Raw genomic sequence first — 17,104 nt, 5'->3', positions numbered from 1 at the left:
AGGCGGCTCCACCTCAAAGGCCCTCCCGGACTACCGGCGAGGGCCTTTTTGCTGGACTCGCGACGGGCCGGCGCCTCCGTGGAGCGAGCGGTTCAGAGCCAGAAGAGCACCAGAGCGGTGAGGCCGAGGCTCAGCCCCACGAAGCGAAGCGATCTGGGGTTGCGGGCGGCCTCCCGTCGAGAGGAGATCACCAGTACGGCGCCCACGGCGAGCGCCAGCACGAGGTGCAGGCCGTACCACACGGGAATCGGTAGCTTCGCGAGGACCGTCCCGCTCAGCAGGTCGTCGGCGGCTGCGTAGCCGGCGAGCCCGCCGAGCGCGGCCAGGCCCAGCACCAGGAGCGCGTACCGGAACCGGCCGAGCAGCGCCCAGACGACGGTCCCGAAACCGAACACGATGAAGAATCGGTGGTGCAGTTGGCGCATGAACAGGCCACCGGGCACGTCATAACCGATGTCGAAGACCGAGCGGTAGGCGGCGCTCATCGGTACACCGTGCAGCGGTTCGTAGACGCCGTCGTAGGCGACCACCTCGCCGCTCGGCGTGTAGTGAAAAGCGAGGAAACCGCCGCTGAGCATGATGACCACAAGGCCGTAGAGCAGCATTTCCCCGACCAACTGCCTGATCCGCTCCATCGGCATATCTCAGCACATTGAGCCGATGGACAAAGACGTCTCATTCGAGCAGGGGGCGGCTCTCCACGTAGAAGATCAGGTGGTTCAGGCCAGGACGGCGGGGCTCGGTGCGCCTGTCGTTGCCGTGAGGCGCGCATGTTCGAGCGCCGGCCGCGGGTGAGGATCCCGCTGGGCGCGGGATGGCCGCTGTGGACCACCAGGCGGTGGCCGTGCTCGTCGCGAAGGCGGCTCCGGCCTCGTCCAGCGGTGCTTCGTGCGTCCCCGCCCGCACGCTGCGGGAGCGTCACCGTGACGGGTCGTTCCGACCGGTATGACGTCTAACGGGGGGTGCATGTGTTCTGTGCGTATTTCTACCTTTATCGTCAGTCTTCGGCTTTCAACAGCGTCCCTCCTGCATCAGCCGTAAGACAGGACTACTTTCATGCTGCGTCCGATCATCCTCGGGCTGGCAGCCCTCACCGGGGCCGCCTCCATCGCCTCCCCCGCCGGCGCCGCCACTGCCGGCACGACTGCCGGCACGACTGCCGCCACGGCCAAGGTTCTGTACGGCTTCGCCTGGGCGGACGGACCGCACACTCTGCGGATCACCCCGCTGGCCCCGCACCTCGTCAAGTCCGGTCACGTGCCGACCTATACGTTCAGCCCCATCCCGGGCGCGAAGGAGCGGCGAGTCGACTACTCCGGAGCCGACTTCCGCCGCGTCACCAGCGCCTGTGACCTGAAGGAGACCGAGGGCGTCGTCAAGGTGGACGGAAAGGGCTTGGGCCGCACTCGCTGCACGGCCTCCGAGCTGGCCTTCGTGCTGCAGCTCGGCCCGGCTCCGGTCCGGATCTCGCTGGGGTCGAAGGTGCTCGTCCAGGAGGTGCTGGCGCCGGCGACGAAGACGAAGACGGCGACCGGCACGATCAAGCGCGTGAACGACCACGCGGTCACCTTCAGCCAGGGCGGGAAGACCGTCAAGCTCGGTTACACGTCCCTGAGCTTCAACCGCGTGACGAAGCGGTGCGACGACCGGTGGCTGGCGAATCGGGCGCACGTCTCCCACAGCGGGCTCGGCACGAAGGCGTGCGACGAAACGTCCTTCACGAAGGCGCTCAAGAGCGCCGCCAAGCCGGTGCGGGCCAAGGTCTACTACGACTCCCTGCGCGGCAGCCTGATGGAGGCTTGGGAGGTCACCGCGGCGTAGCCCGGGGGTGCCTGTGCACATCCCGGCGGACGGCGTGGGCCCTGGCCAGTGCCGGCGCCGCGCCGTCCCACCGCCTCTCACCTCGCCCACCAGGACGATGAAGTGTGAGCCTCGGGATTCCTACCGTGGCGGAGAAGGCCGCAGCCCGGCGGAGGAAGGCGGCACAGGTGTCGGCTTCACCGAGCACGTACGCACGATCATGGCCGGTTCCCCGGCCGTCATCGAGGCCGTCGCCATCCGGGCCGGACGCGTGTGATGCCGGGTGTCACCAGGGCACCGGCCCGGCGTCGTCGAAGAACCCGCCGGTCGGGCCGTCGTCGGGCAGGGTCGCAAGCCGGATCGCGATCGCCGCGCCCTGTTCTGGCGTACGGACACCGCGGAAGCCGTTGAGGTCGGTCGCGCAGTAACCGGGGCAGCCGGCGTTGATCAGGATGTTCGTGTCGCGCAACTCCTTGGCGTACTGCACGGTGACGGCGTTGAGGAACGTCTTCGACGGCGCGTACGCGGCGGAGATCGGGCCCGTTTCCGCACCGGGAGTGGTCTGCCGGGTGAGAGAGCCGACGGTGCTGGACATGTTCACGATCCGCGGGGACGCCGAGCGGCGCAGCAACGGCAGCATCGCGTTGGTGACGCGGATGACGCCGATCACGTTGGTCTCCACGGCCGCCCGCATCGTGGCGGGGTCGACCGTGGTGGGCGTCTGCGGCATGCCCCCGGTTATCCCGGCGTTGTTGACGAGCACGTCGAGGCGTCCCGCGCGCTCCTCGATCAGCCCGGCGGCGGCGGCCACGCTCGCGTCGTCGGTCACGTCGAGCGGCACGCCGAACGCGTCGACGCCCGCCGCGCGCAGCTTCTCCACCGCGCCCTCCCGGCGTCCCTCGTCCCGAACACCGACTCCGACGCTCCAGCCGAGGGCGCCCAGACCGGCCGCGATCTCGTATCCGATCCCCTTGTTCGCGCCGGTGACCAGCACGATCGTCCCTTCGTTCATGGGTCTCATCCTGTACGCGCCGACTGCGGGACCTCCAACACCGTTTGGGTGGGCACCGATACCTCGCGGGTATCGATCCCTGGGCGATACCGTGGCGACATGGAGACGCGTGAGCTGCGGTACTTCGTCGCCGTCGCCGAGGAGTTGCACTTCGGGCGGGCCGCGCAGCGGCTCGGGATCGCGCAGCCGCCGCTGTCGCGGGCGATCGGGCAGCTCGAACGGCGGCTCGGGGTGACGCTGCTGGACCGCACGAGCCGCACCGTCACGCTGACCGAGGCCGGGTCGGTGCTGCTGCGCGAGGGCCGGGCGGCCCTCGACGCGGTCGAGGCCGCCGAGCGCCGCACCCGCCGCGCAGCCCCCGCGACCGGCCGCCCGGGCCTGGTCCTCGTCACGAAGGCCGGGGCCTCCGGCGAACTGCTGCCGAAGCTGCTCGACGCGTACGCCGCCGAGCCCGGCGCGCTCGCCGTCGACGTGCTCCTGTGCGGGCCCGGCCAGCAGGAGCGGCTGCTGCGCGACGGCCGGGCCGACGTGGCTCTGCTGCACCGGCCGTTCGACTCGACGGCCGGGCTCGACGTCGAGGAGTTGTACACGGAGGGACAGGTCGTGGTGCTGCCCGCGGCGCATCCCCTCACCGGCCGGGCCCACCTGCGGATGGCCGACGTCACCGCACTGTCCGGCCTGCCCATGCCGCGCTGGCCCCGCCCCGACGGCACATACCCGGACGGCCCCGGTCCGGAGGTCCGCGACAACGCGCAGCTTCTGCAGTTGATCGCGCTCGGCCGGGCCTCGGCGGTCCTGCCGGAATCGTGCCGGGCTCATCTGCGCCGCGACCTCGCCGCCGTGCCGGTGCTGGACGCTCCGCCGGTGACGACGGTGATCGCCTGGCCGCCGCACAGCCGGTCGCGAGCCGTCGCCGGGCTGGTCCGGGCCGCGACCCGCCTTTAGGAGCAGAGATGCGCCGGGCGACCGGCTGGGAGAACTTCCTGGCGCCGCTGAACCGGCGTCGCCGGCGGGACGGGCTGTGTCCTGAGCGGGGATCGGCAGGGCACTGCCGATCCCCGGGGGCGATCAGTTGAGGGTGTCCAGGAAGCCTTTGACGGCGGCGGCGAAGCCATCCGGGTCGGTGGTGTGGGCGAAGTGGTCGCCGTCGATTTCGGCGAGCCGGGTGTTGGCGCGGCGGGCGGCGATCTGCCGGCCTTCCTCGGGGGTGATGACCTGGCTGTTGCGGGCCAGCACGAACAGGGCGGAGCACTGGGTGGAGGTCCAGTCGGCCCAGTGGTCGCCGTGCGTTCCCTGCTCGGAGGTGATGGTGTCCTGCGGGTGGAACGGCAGACGCCAGCCGCCGTTGGCGATGGGGCGCAGCTTGGCGCCGAGTACCGGGGCCAGCGGGCCGATGGCGTCCAGGAGGGCCTGCCGGTCGGGGGCGATGTACGGCATCGACAGGACGAACGACAGTGCGCTGGGACCGTCGTCGAGATCGCAGACCGGGCCCTCGACGTTGACGATGGCCGACACGCGCTCGGGGTGCCGGGCGGCGATCTGGAAGGCGGTGATGCCGCCGCCGGAGTGGCCGAGCGTCACGGCCTGCTCGATCCCGAGGTGGTCCAGGAGGGCGATCGCGTCGGCGACGTAGTCGTCGCGGGTGTAGGAGGCGGCCCGGTCGGAGTCGCCGTGCCCGCGCTGGTCGGGTGCGATGACCCGCCACTGCGGCGCCAGGGCCTGGGCCAGCCGTGCCCAGGTCTGGCCCTCATCGAGGTGGCCATGCAGGGCCAGCAGCGGCCGGCCCGGTCCACCGAAGTCCAGGTAGGACAGCCGGCGGCCGTCGATGTGGAGCTGGCCCCGGGTTCCGGTGAGGCTGGTGCCGTTCATGGTCGTACCTCCGTCATGTGTCTGTCTCAATGACCAGCACTCTGTCCGAGCCCGCTGACCAACGGCCCACCAGCCGCTGACAGCTCGCCTTCCTCTGTGGTCAGGCGCCGGAGGGTGACGTCCGGAACCGGCAGCATGCTCAGGCACGTTGGTGACGGCAGAGGTTCGGCCGGCGTCTGCGCCTCGTCCTCTGGCTCGTTGTACGCGTTGACGAACGTGGGCCCGCAAGCGCGGTCACGCTTGCCGCCGGGCGGCGCACGCTGATCTCGCCGCGTCGAGCTACACGGTCGAAGGAGGCGGGCTCATCTCCGGGTCGCGGTGCCGGTGCCGATGACGGCCTGGCTGCTGCGGAGGAACGAGGCGGCGACGGTCGCCGGCTGGTCGAGGTATCCGGCGACCATGGCGCCGTCGCGGATCAGCATCAGGTCGTCGGCGACGTCTCCGGGATTCGTGATGCCGAGCGGGGCGGTGAGCTGTTCGAACGTCGTCCTGTACCAGCGGCGATGCGTGTCGACGGCCTTACGGATCGGGCTGTCCGGGTCGGGGTATTCGGCGGCGGCGTTGATGAAGGGACAGCCGCGGAAGCCCGGCGCGCAGGCGATGGTCCCGATCGCCTCGGAGATCACCCGCAGGGTGGCGTCGACATCGCCGTCGCCCTGCTTGATCGCCTCACCGATGCCGTCGCGCTCGAGTGCGGCGCGGCCTTCGAGGTACGCGACGACAAGGTCGTCCTTGCTCTTGAAGTGCCGGTAGAACGTCACCTTCGTCGTGCCGGCGCGATCGATGACCTTGTCGACGCTCACCGCGCGGAGCCCGTGCGCGTAGAACAGCTCGGTCGCCGCCTCAAGGAGGCGCTCACGCATGGGGCTGTTCATGCCCGAGATCATACGCGTCCCTCCTCTTCGCCCCTTGCGACCGACCTCACCGCCCGGCTACTGTCAGCGCGGTAGAGTTACTAGTCATTCTACCTGCTTCTCCTGCCGAAAGAGGGACGATGACCACCGTCACTGACATGAACGCCACCCGCACTGCCGTGGCCTTGAGGAACCTCTACGTGGTGCGATTCGGATTCGCCCTCGTCTGGGCGGTCCTGCTGCTCCTGACCGGGCCGGCGTCCGGCCCACTGGGCACGGCACTGCTCGTGATCTACCCCCTGTTCGACGTGGCCGCCGCCATCGTCGATCTGCGCTCCTCGAAGACCGCGCGCCCCGCCGCAGCCCTGTACGTCAACACCGCCCTCAGCCTGCTCACCGCAATCGGCCTGGCCGTCACGGCCACCTCGGGCGTGCCCGCGGTGCTGCGCGTCTGGGGCGCTTGGGCGATCACCGCCGGAATCGTGCAGCTCATCGTGGCCATCAGCCGCCGCGGGCTCGGCGGCCAATGGGCGATGATCCTCAGCGGCGGGCTCTCGACGATCGCCGGGACGGCGTTCATCCTCCAGGCCGGTACGCCGGCCGCATCACTGACGAGCCTCGCCGGGTACGCGATCGTCGGCGGCGTCTTCTTCCTCATCTCCGCCCTGCGTCTGCACCGCACCACGAAGAGCGCCTGAACCCCGTCCCGCCGCGGAAACCGTCACGTGTCCCCTCGCTCGAGGCGGGGGCTGTTGTCGATGAGTGCCCCGGAACGCGTTCCGGGGCACTCATCTCACTGGTCGATGCTGAGCATGCCCTCGGGGACCCCGGCGATCTCGATCGAGCGCCAGATCGAGCGCCCTTGCGGGAGTTCGTGGTAGCGCCGCAGCGCGGAGAGGCCGCCCAGCCAGCCGGTCCAGCCCGGGTACGGCGGGTTGGACGGGTCGAACCCGCTCTGCACCAGGGTGAGCCGGGTCTTGCCGTCCGAGCCTTCGAGCTCCCAGCTGTCGGTCATGCCGTCGGCGTACCGCAGGGTCGCCTTACGGCCAGGCTCGAACTCGATGAACCTGGCCCCACTGGGGTCCATGTCGAACCCGCCCATCGCGAAGCGGCCGCCCACATAGGGCTCGATGTCGACGTTGGCGCCGAACCACTTGTGGAACTGATCCGGCTGGGTCATCGAGTCGAACACCTCGTCCGGCGTCGCGTCGATCACCATGGACGCACGCAGCTCGTTCGAGGTGAAGTCGCACTTGGGCGTCAGCTCACGGCCGGCGAGGTAATCGGCCAGATTGGCGATCGCCAGCGACCAGAACGTCTGCAGCGCGCCACGGGCGCCGGCCCTGTCGGCCAGCACGTCCGCGAAACTGGGCAGGTCGCTCTGGCTCAGCGTCACCAGCGTGCCGTCTTCGTCCTCGGCCAGCTCGAACTGCACCGTGGACTCGACGCCCTCGACGGTCCAGGCGAACCGGATGGTGGGCTCGTCCACGTGCAGCACGCGCTGGTGCGGCTCGGCGCCGTCCGGCGTGAAGCGGCCCCAGAACTCGTATGTGCGGGGCAGGTCGACCTCGGCGTGCTCGGCCAGCCAGACGCGCAGCGCGGCCGGGTCGGTCAGCGCCTCGTACGCGACCTTCAGTGGGGCCGGAACGACCGCGCGCAGGCGCAGGTCAGGTTCGGTCATCGGGATCTCCCTTCGGATAACAGGCGACGGCCAGGCGGAACGCGTCGCCTTCGGCGCCGCCGTAGCGGGTGAACAGGTCCTGGAGCGACTGCTGCAACTCGTCGAGGAACGCCTTGCGCTGCTCCGGGCGCACGCGGATTTCTCCCGACATGCCGATCGACGGCAGATCGGGGCGGGTGAGGTCGAGCGCGGCGATGTCCGCCTGCACGTCCTCCATCAGGTCGACCAGGTAGCCCAGGCTGAGCCGGTCGCGGGTCTGGCGCAGCCCGATCCGGCCCACCAGGCTCGGGGACAGCCAGTAGGCCCGGCCGGCCGCCTGGTAGATCCCCTCGTTGATCCCGCGCACGCGGCGCTCGGCCACCTGGCGGACCAGCCCGGCCTCCAGCAGGCGTTTCACGTGGTAATAGACCCGCTGCGGGGTCTGGTCGAGCTCGACCGCCACCTCGGTGCAGGACCGGGGCTCGGCGAGCTGCCGCAGCACGTCGATCCGCTGCGGCTTGAGCAGGGCCTCGGCCTGCTCGATGTGATCGAGGTAGACGACGTCTCTCATGACGAAAATCAGCCTTTACGTAAAAAAGATTTTTGTCAATAGGCCGACGGACGCCGGTGGTGAGCGGATCACGCTCCAGGCCGTGCCTCCCGCCGGCGCTCCCCCGTGTGCCGCCCGTGTGCCGCCCGTGTGCCGTCCGTGTGCCGTCCGTGTGCCGTCCGTGTGCCGTCCGTGTGCCGTTCGCGGTCCGGCGTCGCGGCCGCTCGTGCGTCACGCGGCGCCGGCGCCCGTTGCCCCGTTGATGGACGGGGACACTTCGCCACCTGTCGAAACTTATCGGCCGTAGCGTTGCGTATCAGCGAATCGATGGGAGCGGCCGCAGATGTCGAATGAGCGCGACAATTCGCCGGAGATGATTCGGCATATCTTTCACGCTTGGGATGAGGCGTTGGGAGCCGAGGACCTCGACGCGGCCATGGCGCTGTATCACACGGATGCCACTCTGGAGAGCCCTCTGGTGTGTTACCTGCTCGGAGTCGACGAGGGCGTCATTCGGGGTCGCGTCGCGCTGCGTCAGTTCGTCGAACGGGTCTTCGCCCACCACGCACCGCAACGTCGCCGCTTCCGCACCGGCTTCTTCTCCAACGGGACCCAGTTGACCTGGGAGTATCCGCGTGACACGCCCGACGGTGAGCAGATGGACATCGTGGAGGTCATGGAGATCCGTGACGGCCTGATTCAGAGCCACCGGGTGTATTGGGGCTGGTTCGGCGTCAACATGATCAAGAGTGGTGCGCATCCACGATAGAGATCCCCCGGGCCCTCTTGCTGATGAGTTCCCCGCAATTCGGACGGAATGCGAAACGGGTGATCGCGGTCCTGGCAAGATGGCGACATGGAGCGTGTGATTGGAGTCGGCGGATATTTCATGCGGGCCGCCGACCCGGCGGCTTTGGGTGCCTGGTATCGCGATTGCCTGGGCCTGGACGCCGACGAGAACGGTCTGTGGCGTCAGGAAGCCGGGGTGACGGTGTTCGCGACGTTCGAGTCCGAGACCGAGTACTTCGGGTCCCGCGCCCAGCAGACGATGCTCAACTTCCGTGTCCGCGACCTGGACGCGATGCTCGCGCAGTTGCGCGCCAAGGGAGCGGACGTGGCCGAGGAGACCCAGGACATGGAGGGCGTCGGCCGGTTCGGCTGGGTCACCGATCCCGAGGGCAACCGAATCGAGCTGTGGCAGCCCAGCTGACAGTCCCACGAGCTCACCCGGACCCGCCCACGAGCTCGCCGCCGCGCGCGATCACGCCGCGCGAGCTCGTGGGGCATCGGACCCGGGCCCCCGGCACCCGGGTGGGCGCCCGCCACGACGCCCTTCTACGCCGTGGCCTCGACGGCCGGGCCCGCCGTGGCCCGCTCACGCGTGACGGGGCGGCGCCGGGTCGGCAGCCCGAGCATCGGGTTGGCGACGCCCCAGGCGGCGCCCTTGCAGATCAGCTCCTTGTAGACGGCGGCGACCCGTCCCGTCAGGACTGCGCGTACGGCCCGGTCGTCCGCGGTGACGTACTGGATCAGGCCCTCCTTGCGGCCCAGCGAGATGCACTGGTTGAAGTAGCGGACCGGTACGTTGGGCAGCTTCCCGCCGGTGAGGCGCGCGGCGATCGCGTCGGCGGCCTGCCAGGCGGCGGGAGTCCCCGAGGCGCACGACATGCGCAGCGGCTTGTCCCCGGGGCCCATGGCCATGGCCGCGTCGCCGACGGCGTACACGTCGGGGTGGGAGACCGAGCGCATGGTCCGGTCGACCACGATCTGGCCGGTGCCGGTGACCTCCAGGGAGGTCGCCTTCGCGATCGGGTGGACGGCGAAGCCGGTGGTCCACACGGTGACGGCGGCAGGGATGGCCGTGCCGTCGGCGGTGACGACGCGGCCGGCCTCGACCGAGGTGACGGCGGCGTGCTCGTGCACAGTGATCCCCAGCTTGCCGACGACCTTCCGCAGGTGCGCGCGGCCCTTGGGCGAGAGCCAGTCGCCGAGGCCGTCGCGGGCGACGACGGCGACGTCGAGGTCGGGGCGGGCCTCGGCGATCTCGGTCGCGGCCTCCAGGCCGGTGAGGCCGCCACCGACGACGACCACGGTCTGCCCGGCGTCGAGGCGCGCCAGGCGCTCGCGCAGCCGGAGCGCTCCGGCGCGGCCGGCGAGCTCATAGGCGTGCTCGGCGGCCCCAGGGACGCCCTGGTCGTTCCAGCCGCTGCCGAGCGCGTAGACGAGCGTGTCGTAGGCGAGCTCTCCGGGGCCGTTCGCGTCGCTGACGGCGACGGTCTTGCGGTCGACGTCGACGCCCGTGACCTTCGCGAGCCTCAGCTCGACGCCGGTGCCCGCGAACATCTCGCTGAACGGCCGGGGCTTGAGGTCCTGGCCGGTCGCCAGCTGGTGCATGCGGACGCGTTCGACGAAGTCGGGCTCGGCGTTGACGAGGGTGATGGCGACGTCCTCGCGGCGGAGGCGCTTGGCGAGCCGGCCGGCGGCGATGGCTCCGGTGTATCCGGCTCCGAGGACGACGATGCGGTGCTGCATCTGCTTGCTCCTGTCTCGCGCGGTTTTGCCCCTTGAACCGGGCGGCCCGCCGTTTCCTGACAGGAACGCGATGTGAAGCACCTCACACAGTCGCTAGAAGGCGGTGCCGAGTGGCTCCCCGTGGTCCGCGGCCGCCCATTGCGCGGTCGCGCGTTCGAGCTTGTCGGGGTTGACCTGGTTGCGAACCGCGGCGATGCCCTCGGCGGTCACCTGGAGGCACATGACGCCGACGACCCGGCCGTCCACGACGGCCACCACGGCAGGGTCGCCGTTGGCGGTCCAGGCGTAGATCTCGGGCGAGCCGCCGGCCAGGGCGCGCTTGGCCTCGCCGGGCTTGAACAGGCCCCGCAGGAACTTCGCGACCGCGACGGCGCCCTCGAACGCCTTGGCTCGGGCGGGGATCTTCCCGCCGCCGTCGCCGATCGAGACGGCGTCGCCGGTGAGCAGGCGCACGAGCGGCTCGATCCGGCCGCTGGCGGCGGCCGCCAGGAACTCCTCGACGATCCGCCGGGCGGCGGCCTGGTCGATCTCGGTGCGGGCCTTGCCGTCCGCGACGTGCTTCTTCGCCCGGTGGAGGAGCTGCTGGCTGGCGGCCTCGGTGATGTCGAGGATCTCGGCGATCTCCCGGTGCGGGTAGTCGAAGGCCTCCCGCAGCACGTACACCGCCCGCTCGGCGGGGGACAGGCGCTCCATGAGAGTGAGGACCGCGTACGAGACCGATTCGCGCTGCTCGGCGGTGTCGGCCGGGCCGAGCATCGGGTCCCCGGCGAGCAGCGGCTCGGGAAGCCACTGGCCCACGTAGGTCTCGCGGCGCGCCCGCGCGGAGGTGAGCTGGTTGAGGCACAGGTTCGTGAGGACCTTCGTCAGCCACGCCTCGGGGACCTCGACGCGGTCGACGTCGGCGGCCTGCCAGCGCAGGAACGTCTCCTGCACGGCGTCCTCGGCCTCCCCGGCGGAGCCGAGAAGGCGGTAGGCGATGGCCTCCAGGCGCGGCCTGGAGGCCTCGAACCGGTCGACGTCGTCCGCGGTCAGGCGCATGACCCGACCCTAGCCCGCGCGGCGCCGGCGCGCCTCCGGCCTCCGGGGGCGGAGCATGGCCGGTACGGCGGAGGCCCCGGAATTCCCCGGCCCGGTGTCGTGTGGGGCCTCCCGCCGATCGTCTTCCTGTTTGAGGCCGGTCGTCAGCGGGCGCCGGCCGAGCAGCTCAACCGAGAGGAAGAGGCCACGTGAAGTACGTCATGATGTTCGTGGAGACCGAGGAGTTCGCCAAGCAGCTGGAGGCGATGGGCGAGCTGGAGCGCGAGGCCGCCTACGAGGCCGTGCTCCGCTGGTTCGCCGACAACTCCGACAGGATCACCCATCACGTCCATCTGGCTCCGGTGCACACCGCGACCACCGTGCGTCTCGGCGCCGGCGAGCCGGTCGTCACCGACGGGCCGTTCGTGGAGGGCAAGGAAGTGGTCAGCGGCTTCGCGGAGGTGGACGTGGCCGATCTGGACGAGGCGCTGCGGATGGCCAGGTCCTGGCCGGCGTGCCCGGTGGTGGAGATCCGCCCCGTCTCATGAGCGGCCCGGATCCCGGCAGCGCGAGCGAGGAGGTGCTGGCCCGTGTGGTGCGTGAGCACGCGGGCCGGCTGGCGGCCTGTCTGGTGTCGCTGCTGGGGGACTTCTCCGCGGCCGAGGATCTGGTGCAGGACGCCGTTGAGATCGCGTTGCGCCGCTGGCCGTCCGAGGGCGTGCCAGAACGGCCGGACGCCTGGCTGTTCACCGTCGCCCGGCGGCGCGGGCTCGACGTGCTCCGGCGGGAGTCGAACTACCGCGCCAAGCTCGCGCAGGTGCAGTGGCCGCAGCCTGCCGGGAACGACGACCGGCTGCGGCTGCTGTTCACCTGCTGCCATCCGGCCCTTTCGCCGGCGGCGCGGATCGCGCTGACGCTGCGCGTGGTCTGCGGGCTGAGCACCGCACAGATCGCGGCGGCGTTCGTCGTGCCGGAGGCGACGGTCGCCGGACGGCTTACCCGGGCCAAACGTAAGATCACCGAGGCGGGCATCCCCTACCGGATCCCGGACCCGGACGACCTGCCCGAGCGGCTGCAGGGTGTCCTGGCGGTCCTCTACCTGCTGTTCAACGAGGGATACCTGTCCAGCACCGCCGATCGCGCACACGCGCGCGACCTGGTGGACGACGCCGAGTGGCTGGCCGCGCTCCTGGCGGATCTCATGCCGAACGAGCCGGAGGTGGCCGGCCTGCTGGCGCTCATCCGGCTGCACCGGGCGCGGGGCGCGGCACGCTTCGACTCCCGCGGGCGTCTGGTCCTGCTGGCCGACCAGGACCGCGGCCTGTGGGATCGCGCCGCGATCGCCGAGGCGAGCGCACTGCTGATGCGGACGGCCCGAGCCCATCGCCGGCCGGGGCCGTACCAACTGCAGGCCGCGATCGTGGCCTGCCATGCCGAGGCCGGCAGCTTCGAGCACACGGACTGGGCGCAGATCCTCGTGTTGTACGACATGCTCCTGCACCTGGCGCCCTCGCCGGTCACCCGGCTGCACCGGGCCGTCGCGCTTCGCTACGCGAAGGGGCCGGCCGCGGCACTGGCGGAGCTCGCCGGCCTGGAGCGGCCGCTGGCCCGCTACCCGCTCTACCACGCCACCCGCGCCGAACTGCTGCGCGAGCTCGGCGACACCGACCAGGCGCGGGTGTGCGACGAGCGGGCGCTGGCCCTGACCGCCAACCCGGCCCAGCAGGCCCTGTTGCACGAGCGCCTGAGCTGGAGGTGATCCGTCCCCCGACGGGAAGGCGAACGGGCCACGGCGGGGTGTCCCGCCGTGGCCCGCGGCTCTCACGCGACGCGGTCGTCCGTCAGAGGTCCAGCCCGATCAGCAGCGGGTCATGGTCGGAGGAACGGTACGGGTCGGGCGCGTACAGGTAGGGCGGGTTGAACTCGGTGTTGTAGTCCATGAACCGGCCCTCGTCGCAGTTGATGTGCCAGATGGTGGCGCCGGTCACCAGCTTGCCCAGCTTCTTGTCGGCCAGGGCGTGGTCGAGCTCGCCGGACAGGCCGTCGAAGACGTAGCTGTAGCGGTCGTCCTTCGCGACGTACTTCTTGCTCAGGCTGGTCAGCCCGGCGTCCTCGAGGACGTGGACCGGGTCCTCCTCGCCGTAGGCGTTGAGGTCGCCGATGACGAGCAGGTTCTGCAGCTTGAGGCTGTCGATCAGGCCGAGCAGGGCGTTGGCCTGCTTGACCCGCTTGGCGTTGTAGCAGCTCTGGCCGTCGCCCTGGTCGGCGTCGGGGCCGGTGGCGGCGCCGTCGGTGTCCGTGCAGCCCTTGGACTTGAAGTGGTTGACGAGCACGGTGAAGGTCTCGCCCTTGCCGTTGGCCTTGCGGAAGGCCTGCACCAGCGGCGGACGGTTGAAGATCGGGTCGGTGGAGGACTGCGGCCCGCCGATTGGGGTGACCTTGGCCGGCTTGTAGATCAGCGCGGTCTGGATGGCGTCGGTCCCCGGGTTGGGGTGGGTGATCGCCTTGTACGTGCCCGCGCCGGCCTTGGCGTTGAGCGCGTCGACCAGGGCGTTCAGCGCGACGTCGTTGTTGCGCTCGATCTCCATCAGCCCGGCCACGTCGGGGTCGAGGCCGAGGATGTTGGCGACCAGCTTGGCGAGCTGGCGGTCGCGCTCGGCCGCCGTGTTCGCGCCGCGCGAGCCGAGCGTGGTGAACCAGTTCAGCGTGTTGAGGCTGGCCACGCGGACGTCGCCGCCGACCCTCGCCGGCTTGGCCGGACGCGGGTTCTCCGGCGTGAACACGACCGGCTGGGTCGGCTCGACGCGGTAGAGGCTGAAGCCGTAGGTGAGCACGCCGGTCAGGTGCTTCACCTCGTCGCCGATCCGGACGCTCGCGGACCCCTCGGTACGGTACGGCAGCGTCGCCGGGTTCTGCGCGTTGGAACCGTCGTCGAGCAGGATGGAGCGCCGCGCGTCCTTGTCGGTGTTCACGCCCTTGCGGTCGGTGGGCTGCCACAGGCGGCCGCCCTCCGCGAGGGTGATCTCGCCGTACCGGCCGAGGTTGTAGACCTCGGACGCGGTCATCCCCTCGGTGAAGGTGACGAGCGTGTTCTCGTACCGCTCGAAGGTGACGCCCTGCTTCAGCGGCAGCTTCACCTCGGTCGGCTTGATCGTGCCGGTGCCGCACACGTTCACGGCGGTGGTCGGCGAGATCTCCGTCAGGCCGTTGTACTCGATCGCCTTACCGGAGACGAGCACGCGGTCGCCGGTCTTCACCGGCGAGGAGGAGTACACGAACAGGCCGTCGGAGGTCGCCGGGTCCTTGTCCGGCGTGTCGTCCTGGATGTAGAAGCCGCCGAGCTGACCGGTTCCCTGGAAGGTGCCGGTGACGACGCCCTCGACCCGTACGTCCTCACCCGCGACGGGGCTGTCGTCGCCGGCGCCCTGCACCTGCGCGATCTGGTACGTGACCGGGGTGTCGCAGGTGGGGGTGGGCGTCGGGCTGGGGCTGGGGCTCGGCGAGGCGGACGGGGAGGGGGACGGGCTGGGGCTCTCGCTGGGGCTGGGCGAGGGCGTGGGGCTGGGGCTCTCGCTCGGGGTGGGCGACGGCGACGGGGAGGGCTGGACGTCGTCGCAGGGCGCCGCCGCGGTGGCGCTGTTGCGCGGAGCCGGAGCAGCCGTCTCGAAGTCGGCGCCGTTGTCGTCGGTGTCGGCGCAGCCGCCGTTCCTGCGGATCGCGGCCGTGGCGTTGGTGAGCGCGGGGGCGGGGGCGCCCTCGAAGTAGTTCGCCGTGCCGTAGCCGACCAGGTCCGCGACGAGCGCGAGCTGGTCGTCGGTGCAGGCGGTCGTGGAGCCGTTGCAGGCGAGGCCGGTCGTGGAGCGTACCAGTGCGATCTTGCCCGCCGTCCCGCTCATGTTGATCGCGCCGGTGTCGTCGGACGCGGGCAGCGAGCCGCTCGGGGTGGTGCCCGCGGCGAGCTGGACCAGGTGGTACTGGCCGGGGGCGAGGGTCCCGGTGAGGTCGGTCTTGTTCGCGGAGAAGTTCCCCGTACCGGTGGCGCTGGTGTACTGCAGCGACCAGCCGCTCAGCGAGACGGAGGCGCCGCTGCGGTTGAACAGCTCGACGTAGTCGTTGGTCAGGGGGGCGCCGGAGTTTCCACCCCCTCCGTAGACCTGGCTGATCACGACGGTTCCCGGCGACGCCGCGGCGGGAGCGGAGGGGAGGGCGGCGATCGAGCCGACGCTGACGCCGGCGCTCAGGAGGATCGCTAGTGCCCGGGGGAGTGCACGCATGGCCCCGAGAGTAAAACGGCAGCTATCGGCACATTCCATCTATACGGTTTCTGGAGGGTGAACGCGTAACAATCGACAATGTCTGTCAATATCCGACCAGGCGAGTTGGAACGATCCGACATTGCGGGTCACGGTCGCGGGTTCTCGACGTTCTCCAGGCTGCCGAGCTTGTGCACGCGCTCGTCGTGGCCGATCTGCCGGAGGAGGTCGGCGACCGAGCGGAAGCGGCCGTACTCGGCGGCGTAGGTGCCGGGGTCGGGCATGAACTCCAGGTCCGGGTTCTCCGCGACGAAGGTCATGTACTCGTGCTCGGCGTGGTCCTCGAACTCGGCGTTGAGCCGGTAGCTCCACTCCGGCCTGACCAGGAACAGCACCCAGGAGACGTGGTAGTAGAAGAACGAGATGAACCACGGGGCGACCCTGTGCAGCAGCCAGTTCTGCCGGATGCCGTGACGCTGGATCAGGTCCTGCATGATCAGCAGGTGCCACTGCTCGTTGTCCTGGTCCGACCTCGCCTCAACGATGCGCTCGAACACCCGCTTCGCGAGCGCGGAACTGCCCGCGTGGCGGTGCACCGCCCAGTAGCCCATCCGCTCCCAGGCCTGGTAGGGCACGCGGGCGATGATCTCCAGCATGGCGAACTTGGTGAACGAGCCCTGCCTGCCGTACAGCAGGTCGACCGGCGTGAACATCATCCTCGCCAGAAGGCTGTAGGCCATGCGCGGGGTGTCCAGGGTCTCCTGCTGCGCGATCCGCAGTCGCGTGCTGTCGAGCTTGGGCGGGCCGGCCGGGGCCTCGGGGCGGTGGTCGACGGTGATGGTCATCTCGGAACTCCTCTGTCGTGTCGTCGATGACCCGATGGTGGCCGACGGGGGTGCCGGCGGTCGTCAGCCGCGGGAGGGATCGGCTGTGGCTCTTTCGGCCGTACGGGGACGCGCCGGCGTACGCCGCCGGGAGGACGGGACGTCCGCACGGTCACCGGCGGCGTTCGCGCCACGGCTGTCCATGGATCCCGAAATTTTCATCGGGGCATTCGGCTGTTGATCGGCTCGTCAGGTTCGATTACCAGGACTGATTTCCCTATCAGCCAGGAGGTTGCTCCGATATATTTCGGGATTCGTTGACAACTATCGGAGCCGGCCGAACACTGTCTGCGTCCGCAGCTCCCCGGGGTCCCGTAGCGCCCCCCGGGTCCGCCCTCACCGGGAGGTAGCACGCAGATGTACGACGTTCCCGTCCGCCCGAGAGGCCGCGGGCGCGGCCGTGCCGGGCTGTTCGCCCGCGCCTGCGCCGTGGCGCTGGCCATGGCCATGACGGTCCTGCCGGGCACGGCCCACGCGGACACGACGGTCACCACGAACCAGACCGGCACCAACAACGGGTACTTCTTCTCGTTCTGGACCGACAGCCAGGGCACGGTGTCGATGAACCTGGCCTCGGGCGGCTCCTACAGCACCTCCTGGCGCAACACGAACAACTTCGTGGCCGGCAAGGGCTGGGCCACGGGCGGGCGCCGGGCCGTGAGCTACTCGGGCT

The 17,104-nt window shown here is 70.4% G+C and carries 18 protein-coding genes; 8 read left to right on the top strand and 10 right to left on the bottom strand.

Annotation, left to right across the window (positions count from 1 at the left end; all coding sequences use genetic code 11):
* Positions 1–92: 92 nt before the first annotated feature.
* On the bottom strand, positions 93–635 hold the full coding sequence (locus MPTA5024_RS14230; protein ID WP_157099467.1) for a hypothetical protein: 543 nt from the start codon (positions 633–635) through the stop codon (positions 93–95).
* 421 nt (positions 636–1,056) lie between these two features.
* On the opposite strand from MPTA5024_RS14230, the gene MPTA5024_RS14225 reads away from it, so the two are divergent.
* Entirely contained in the window at positions 1,057–1,821 is a 765-nt protein-coding gene (locus MPTA5024_RS14225) for a hypothetical protein (protein WP_036324492.1), read from the top strand.
* Positions 1,822–2,086: 265 nt separating this feature from the next.
* On the opposite strand, the gene MPTA5024_RS14220 is transcribed toward MPTA5024_RS14225, so the two are convergent.
* Positions 2,087–2,812: an SDR family oxidoreductase gene (locus MPTA5024_RS14220; RefSeq protein ID WP_036324489.1), complete on the bottom strand. Its 726-nt coding sequence runs from the start codon at positions 2,810–2,812 to the stop codon at positions 2,087–2,089.
* A 99-nt stretch (positions 2,813–2,911) separates the two neighbouring features.
* Between MPTA5024_RS14220 and MPTA5024_RS14215 the strand changes: the two genes are divergently transcribed.
* The gene (locus tag MPTA5024_RS14215; protein ID WP_036324487.1) at positions 2,912–3,757 is read left to right on the top strand and encodes a LysR family transcriptional regulator; all 846 of its coding nucleotides are present in this window, start codon (positions 2,912–2,914) and stop codon (positions 3,755–3,757) included.
* Between the two features lie 123 nt (positions 3,758–3,880).
* Here the strand turns inward: MPTA5024_RS14215 and MPTA5024_RS14210 are convergent, their stop codons facing one another.
* The gene (locus tag MPTA5024_RS14210; protein WP_036324484.1) at positions 3,881–4,681 is read right to left on the bottom strand and encodes an alpha/beta fold hydrolase; all 801 of its coding nucleotides are present in this window, start codon (positions 4,679–4,681) and stop codon (positions 3,881–3,883) included.
* Positions 4,682–4,983: 302 nt separating this feature from the next.
* Positions 4,984–5,556, bottom strand: coding sequence for a TetR/AcrR family transcriptional regulator (locus tag MPTA5024_RS14205; RefSeq protein ID WP_232326465.1), 573 nt, complete (start codon positions 5,554–5,556; stop codon positions 4,984–4,986).
* A gap of 119 nt (positions 5,557–5,675) precedes the next feature.
* Here MPTA5024_RS14205 and MPTA5024_RS14200 point away from each other — a divergent pair, with 119 nt between their 5' ends.
* Positions 5,676–6,233, top strand: coding sequence for a membrane protein (locus MPTA5024_RS14200; protein ID WP_036324480.1), 558 nt, complete (start codon positions 5,676–5,678; stop codon positions 6,231–6,233).
* 95 nt (positions 6,234–6,328) lie between these two features.
* Here the strand turns inward: MPTA5024_RS14200 and MPTA5024_RS14195 are convergent, their stop codons facing one another.
* A complete protein-coding gene (locus MPTA5024_RS14195) occupies positions 6,329–7,216 on the bottom strand; it encodes an SRPBCC family protein (protein WP_036324479.1) in 888 nt (295 codons plus the stop codon).
* Positions 7,203–7,766, bottom strand: a complete 564-nt coding sequence (locus tag MPTA5024_RS14190) for a helix-turn-helix domain-containing protein (protein ID WP_036324473.1) — start codon at positions 7,764–7,766, stop codon at positions 7,203–7,205. Before MPTA5024_RS14190 ends, MPTA5024_RS14195 begins: the two co-directional genes overlap by 14 nt.
* Before the next feature lie 322 nt (positions 7,767–8,088).
* Here MPTA5024_RS14190 and MPTA5024_RS14185 point away from each other — a divergent pair, with 322 nt between their 5' ends.
* Both MPTA5024_RS14185 and MPTA5024_RS14180 read left to right on the top strand, forming a co-directional pair.
* The gene (locus tag MPTA5024_RS14185) at positions 8,089–8,514 is read left to right on the top strand and encodes a nuclear transport factor 2 family protein (protein ID WP_036324471.1); all 426 of its coding nucleotides are present in this window, start codon (positions 8,089–8,091) and stop codon (positions 8,512–8,514) included.
* Between the two features lie 87 nt (positions 8,515–8,601).
* On the top strand, positions 8,602–8,955 hold the full coding sequence (locus tag MPTA5024_RS14180; protein ID WP_036324469.1) for a VOC family protein: 354 nt from the start codon (positions 8,602–8,604) through the stop codon (positions 8,953–8,955).
* A gap of 125 nt (positions 8,956–9,080) precedes the next feature.
* Here the strand turns inward: MPTA5024_RS14180 and MPTA5024_RS14175 are convergent, their stop codons facing one another.
* Both MPTA5024_RS14175 and MPTA5024_RS14170 read right to left on the bottom strand, forming a co-directional pair.
* Positions 9,081–10,277, bottom strand: a complete 1,197-nt coding sequence (locus MPTA5024_RS14175) for an NAD(P)/FAD-dependent oxidoreductase (RefSeq protein ID WP_036324467.1) — start codon at positions 10,275–10,277, stop codon at positions 9,081–9,083.
* Positions 10,278–10,370: 93 nt separating this feature from the next.
* Complete coding sequence (locus MPTA5024_RS14170; RefSeq protein ID WP_036324465.1) at positions 10,371–11,315, bottom strand: RNA polymerase sigma-70 factor; 945 nt, start codon at positions 11,313–11,315, stop codon at positions 10,371–10,373.
* Between the two features lie 188 nt (positions 11,316–11,503).
* Here MPTA5024_RS14170 and MPTA5024_RS14165 point away from each other — a divergent pair, with 188 nt between their 5' ends.
* On the top strand, positions 11,504–11,842 hold the full coding sequence (locus MPTA5024_RS14165; protein ID WP_036324463.1) for a YciI family protein: 339 nt from the start codon (positions 11,504–11,506) through the stop codon (positions 11,840–11,842).
* Positions 11,839–13,053, top strand: a complete 1,215-nt coding sequence (locus MPTA5024_RS14160) for an RNA polymerase sigma factor (protein WP_036324461.1) — start codon at positions 11,839–11,841, stop codon at positions 13,051–13,053. The genes MPTA5024_RS14165 and MPTA5024_RS14160 overlap by 4 nt, the downstream gene beginning before the upstream one ends.
* A gap of 82 nt (positions 13,054–13,135) precedes the next feature.
* Here MPTA5024_RS14160 and MPTA5024_RS14155 read toward each other — a convergent pair whose 3' ends face one another.
* Both MPTA5024_RS14155 and MPTA5024_RS14150 read right to left on the bottom strand, forming a co-directional pair.
* Positions 13,136–15,568 (bottom strand): ExeM/NucH family extracellular endonuclease, encoded by a 2,433-nt coding sequence (locus MPTA5024_RS14155; protein ID WP_036324459.1) that lies wholly within the window; start codon positions 15,566–15,568, stop codon positions 13,136–13,138.
* A 128-nt stretch (positions 15,569–15,696) separates the two neighbouring features.
* A complete protein-coding gene (locus MPTA5024_RS14150; RefSeq protein ID WP_036324457.1) occupies positions 15,697–16,392 on the bottom strand; it encodes an alternative oxidase in 696 nt (231 codons plus the stop codon).
* Between the two features lie 396 nt (positions 16,393–16,788).
* On the opposite strand from MPTA5024_RS14150, the gene MPTA5024_RS14145 reads away from it, so the two are divergent.
* The coding region (locus tag MPTA5024_RS14145) for a glycoside hydrolase family 11 protein (protein WP_036324455.1) at positions 16,789–17,104 on the top strand (316 nt) is incomplete at its 3' end.

It is taken from the genome of Microbispora sp. ATCC PTA-5024 (assembly GCF_000511135.2).
In the GTDB taxonomy this organism is placed as follows: Bacteria; Actinomycetota; Actinomycetes; order Streptosporangiales; family Streptosporangiaceae; genus Microbispora; species Microbispora corallina.
The sequence above is the reverse complement of the archived record's forward strand: the minus strand, read 5'-3'. Positions and strand labels throughout refer to the sequence as shown.